The following is a 3,435-nucleotide window of genomic DNA, read 5'->3' as shown; positions in this document are numbered from 1 at the left end:
TTTGCTTTATCCATAATATTACTCCTTGAGACCTTTGATGCTTTCTATGATAACGGTGTGATATGGAATGACATTGATTGAAAAAAGTGTTAGGCCTTATGAAAAAGGCGACCAACATTAAAAATACTCTTAGTAGCCAATATTATTTATATTTATACTTTTTTCAAGCAGAATTATCGTTAGGGTATGCTCAGTAAATGATTAAAAGGAGCACCGCGTTGACACATAACTGCGCTGTGGCTATATATAAAGAAACCTTAACATTTTAATTTTATGCTAAATGACCTCCATACCCTAACCTCCGACATCGAGACCGGTAACCTTTCAGAAGCTGAGGTTTACCGGAGGGAACGCCGCCGGCTGATTCCTAAGGACGGGCGGGTTGTGCCGGGTGAGCTGCAATGTCCGGTTTGCAGAAATTCAGCCGAGGAATTTTTACCATTTGGACTGGGGCGTCGTTCCAATGCGCAGTGCCCCAGCTGTGGTTCTCTGGAACGGCACCGCTTTCTTTGGCTCTATTTGCAATGCTGTACCGATTTTTTCAAGCGGCGTGCACGTTTGCTGCACACCGCACCTGAACCTGCCCTGGCGGGACCGTTTCACACTCAACACCACCATGGTTATATCGGCATCGATGCCTTTGATCCCCACGCCCATGTCCAGGCGAATCTCAAATACCTGCCGTTTAAGGAAGGCTGTTTCGATATAATCATCTCCAGCCATGTGCTGGAGCATATCGATGATGACCGGCCCGCAATTCGTGAATTGGCGAGAGTGCTGCATCCCTCGGGATGGGCCGTCATTATGGTACCGTTTGATCCTGCCCGTCCGACTTATGAAGATATAAGCCTCACCACTCCGGCCGAGCGCAAAGCAGTCTTCGGCCACCCCTTCCATTTCCGTTCCTATGGCAGCGACTTGATAGGCCGGCTGGCCAAAGCCGGACTTATCGCCAAAGTAGTGGAGTCCAAGAAGTTTCTGACCGCTAATCAGCGCAAGCGCTGGCGCATCAACCGCAATTACCTGCTGTTTTGCCGCAAATAGACAGCTACTGATAAGAACTTGCTTTTGTGAAGCGGATGAATTAAACCACTGCCTGCTAAAGCAGGTAGATTTCTGTTCCGACTGAAAGTCAGTCGAAAGGTACTTGGACGAATTAGGTTCACCGTTCTGGGTTCTGCGTTCTGGGTTATTCGTTCTAGGTTCTGAGTTACAGGTTCTGCGCTCTGGGTTCGGATTCTGCGTTAACCCTTAAACCTTTGAACCCTTAAACCTTTGAACCCTGAACCTCTGAACCTTGAACCTTAACCGCAAATCATTATGATGCTGAAGCTTTTCGCCTAAAAGGCGAAGGTTTTAAACCTGGCGAATGGAAAAATAAAGGGAGTAAAATGAGCCCGTTGATCAAAAAAATATTTAGAACTTGCGGTTATGCGATTTGGAAAATCAAAAAAAGCCGGTTTAAAATCGGCAGAATACAATATGAGGTCGATCCGTGCAGTGTAGGAAAAACGCCTCAAGGTGAATTGACCGCCAGAGGCGCAATCAATATGATAAAGGAGAGACAGCTCCATGACTTGAAAATTTTAGATATCTGCTGCGGCGTCGGGATCGTGGGATTGACGATCTTTTCCGAGTTAAGGCTGGATGCGATTGTCAAAGAGGCCGTATTTGCAGATATAAATATATTCAACCTCAATTCTCTTCATAAAACCATCAGGATAAACAATTTCGAAAGCTTGCTGGGTGATCAGGTCCGTTCCTATCTTTCCGATGGTCTTAATCATATCCCGCAAAATGAAAAGTTCGATCTTATCGTATCAAACCCGCCCCATTATTTTGTAAAAGATCACATCAAAAAAAATAAACCCCTGTCTCCCAGCCGGCTGGGCACCTTTGATGCAGGTTGGGATTTTCATAAATCTTTCTATAATCTATGTCACCGTTACTTAACAAAGAGGGGTGAGGTGTGGTTTCTGGAAAACAGCTCCGCTGCCGATGAAAAAGATTTTTTGCCGTTTATCGAGGCTAATGCACAATTAAAGTATGTAGGAAAAGTCGAGGAATTGTTGGATAGCGGTTTTTTCTGGATGGTAACCCGAAAATCATAACTTCAGACCTCGTCATTCACCAGATAAAAATGACCGTAGACCTTTAGTAGGCGTTCACAGTTTCTGCGTTCTGGGTTCTGCGTTTAACCTCTGAACCCTGAACCTCTGAACCCTGAACCTCTGAACCTCTGAACCTCTGAACCTTTGAACCTCTGAACCTCTGAACCTCTGAACCTTTGAACACTGAACCTCTGAACCTCTGAACCCTGAACCTCTGAACCTCTGAACCTTTGAACCCTGAACCCTGAACCTTTGAACTCTGAACCTTTGAACCTTGAACCTTTTTGATAGGAAAATTGCTGCTTGACAAGAAGTACGTTTAATGGCATAAACAACGTACGCTTTTAGTCGGCCGGGAATCATCTATCAAGAATCAGGAGGAAAACCATGACTCTCGAAATTACACCAACCGAGCTTCGCAAAAATATTTACAAACTCTTAGATCAGGTGCTGGAGAGCGGTAATCCTATAGAAATAAAACGCAAAGGCAAACGTCTTCTCATTACCCTGTCCGAACCTGAATCAAAACTGGAACGCCTGGAAAGCCATCCTGATTGCATTGTCGGGGACCCCGAGGATTTTGTGCATATGGATTGGTCCGAGGAATGGAATCCGAAGATATGATCTATTTAGATACCCATGTGGTCCTCTGGCTGTATGCCCTGAGAGGAGAGGGACTGAGCAGACGCGCGTGCCAACTCATTGAAGAATCGGTAACGGTTTTAATATCCCCAATGGTTTTATTAGAGCTGGTATACCTTTACGAGATCGATCGATTAAAGGTTGAATCAGATCAGATATACCGTTATCTGCAACAAAAAATCAGATTGAAGGTGTGTACAAAACCATTTGTTGACGTAATTCAACTGGCTTCAAAACAGAGCTGGACAAGAGATCCTTTTGACCGGATCATTACTGCCCAAGCCGCAATCGACCACAAGACACTTGTCACCAAAAACATAACGATAAGGCAGCATTATTCCAAGGCGATTTGGTAATCATTACCTGCGGCTGAAATTACATCCTGTCTATTGAACTTGCAAAAAGATTCAATCTTTCACAGCCGACCATCAGCAAATCTGTTAAACGCGGTGAAATGATCGCTATAGATAAATGTTTTAAGCTTATAAGCGATGACAATGTTATAAAAGCATAGACGTCCCCAAGTGTCCCTCCCACTTCCTATTCTTCTGGGGCGACTAAATAATTTTTTAGCGTTGTGGCAGACCCGCCTGCCCCGTTAAATTCTTGCCCTATGAAATATTTACTCCGTTAAACGCGGAGTTCCGTTTAATTGGGGCATTCGCCGATTGCATTGGGGCAA

5 protein-coding genes are annotated in these 3,435 nt (G+C 44.6%); 4 read left to right on the top strand and 1 reads right to left on the bottom strand.

Features of this window, described 5'->3' with window-relative positions:
• The first annotated feature begins 273 nt into the window (after positions 1-273).
• Positions 274-1,044 carry a class I SAM-dependent methyltransferase gene (locus tag V3S16_RS10865; RefSeq protein WP_413884825.1) on the top strand — a complete coding sequence of 257 codons (771 nt, stop codon included), beginning with the start codon at positions 274-276 and terminating at the stop codon, positions 1,042-1,044.
• A gap of 347 nt (positions 1,045-1,391) precedes the next feature.
• Positions 1,392-2,111: a methyltransferase gene (locus tag V3S16_RS10860; protein WP_413884823.1), complete on the top strand. Its 720-nt coding sequence runs from the start codon at positions 1,392-1,394 to the stop codon at positions 2,109-2,111.
• Positions 2,112-2,194: 83 nt separating this feature from the next.
• Here V3S16_RS10860 and V3S16_RS10855 read toward each other — a convergent pair whose 3' ends face one another.
• A complete protein-coding gene (locus V3S16_RS10855; RefSeq protein WP_413884821.1) occupies positions 2,195-2,440 on the bottom strand; it encodes a hypothetical protein in 246 nt (81 codons plus the stop codon).
• 58 nt (positions 2,441-2,498) lie between these two features.
• On the opposite strand from V3S16_RS10855, the gene V3S16_RS10850 reads away from it, so the two are divergent.
• A complete protein-coding gene (locus tag V3S16_RS10850; protein WP_413884819.1) occupies positions 2,499-2,735 on the top strand; it encodes a type II toxin-antitoxin system Phd/YefM family antitoxin in 237 nt (78 codons plus the stop codon).
• Positions 2,717-3,109 (top strand): type II toxin-antitoxin system VapC family toxin, encoded by a 393-nt coding sequence (locus V3S16_RS10845; RefSeq protein WP_413884817.1) that lies wholly within the window; start codon positions 2,717-2,719, stop codon positions 3,107-3,109. Before V3S16_RS10850 ends, V3S16_RS10845 begins: the two co-directional genes overlap by 19 nt.
• Positions 3,110-3,435: the final 326 nt, after the last annotated feature.

It is taken from the genome of Candidatus Desulfatibia sp. (assembly GCF_036446775.1).
In the GTDB taxonomy this organism is placed as follows: domain Bacteria; phylum Desulfobacterota; class Desulfobacteria; order Desulfobacterales; family UBA11574; genus Desulfatibia_A.
The sequence above is the reverse complement of the archived record's forward strand: the minus strand, read 5'-3'. Positions and strand labels throughout refer to the sequence as shown.

Excerpts from the sequence above, each read along its gene's own strand:
- V3S16_RS10865 (WP_413884825.1), top strand. The coding sequence starts at position 274 with ATGCTAAATGACCTCCATACCCTAACCTCCGACATCGAGACCGGTAAC.
- V3S16_RS10860 (WP_413884823.1), top strand. The coding sequence starts at position 1,392 with ATGAGCCCGTTGATCAAAAAAATATTTAGAACTTGCGGTTATGCGATT.
- V3S16_RS10855 (WP_413884821.1), bottom strand. The coding sequence starts at position 2,440 with ATGCCATTAAACGTACTTCTTGTCAAGCAGCAATTTTCCTATCAAAAA.
- V3S16_RS10850 (WP_413884819.1), top strand. The coding sequence starts at position 2,499 with ATGACTCTCGAAATTACACCAACCGAGCTTCGCAAAAATATTTACAAA.
- V3S16_RS10845 (WP_413884817.1), top strand. The coding sequence starts at position 2,717 with ATGGAATCCGAAGATATGATCTATTTAGATACCCATGTGGTCCTCTGG.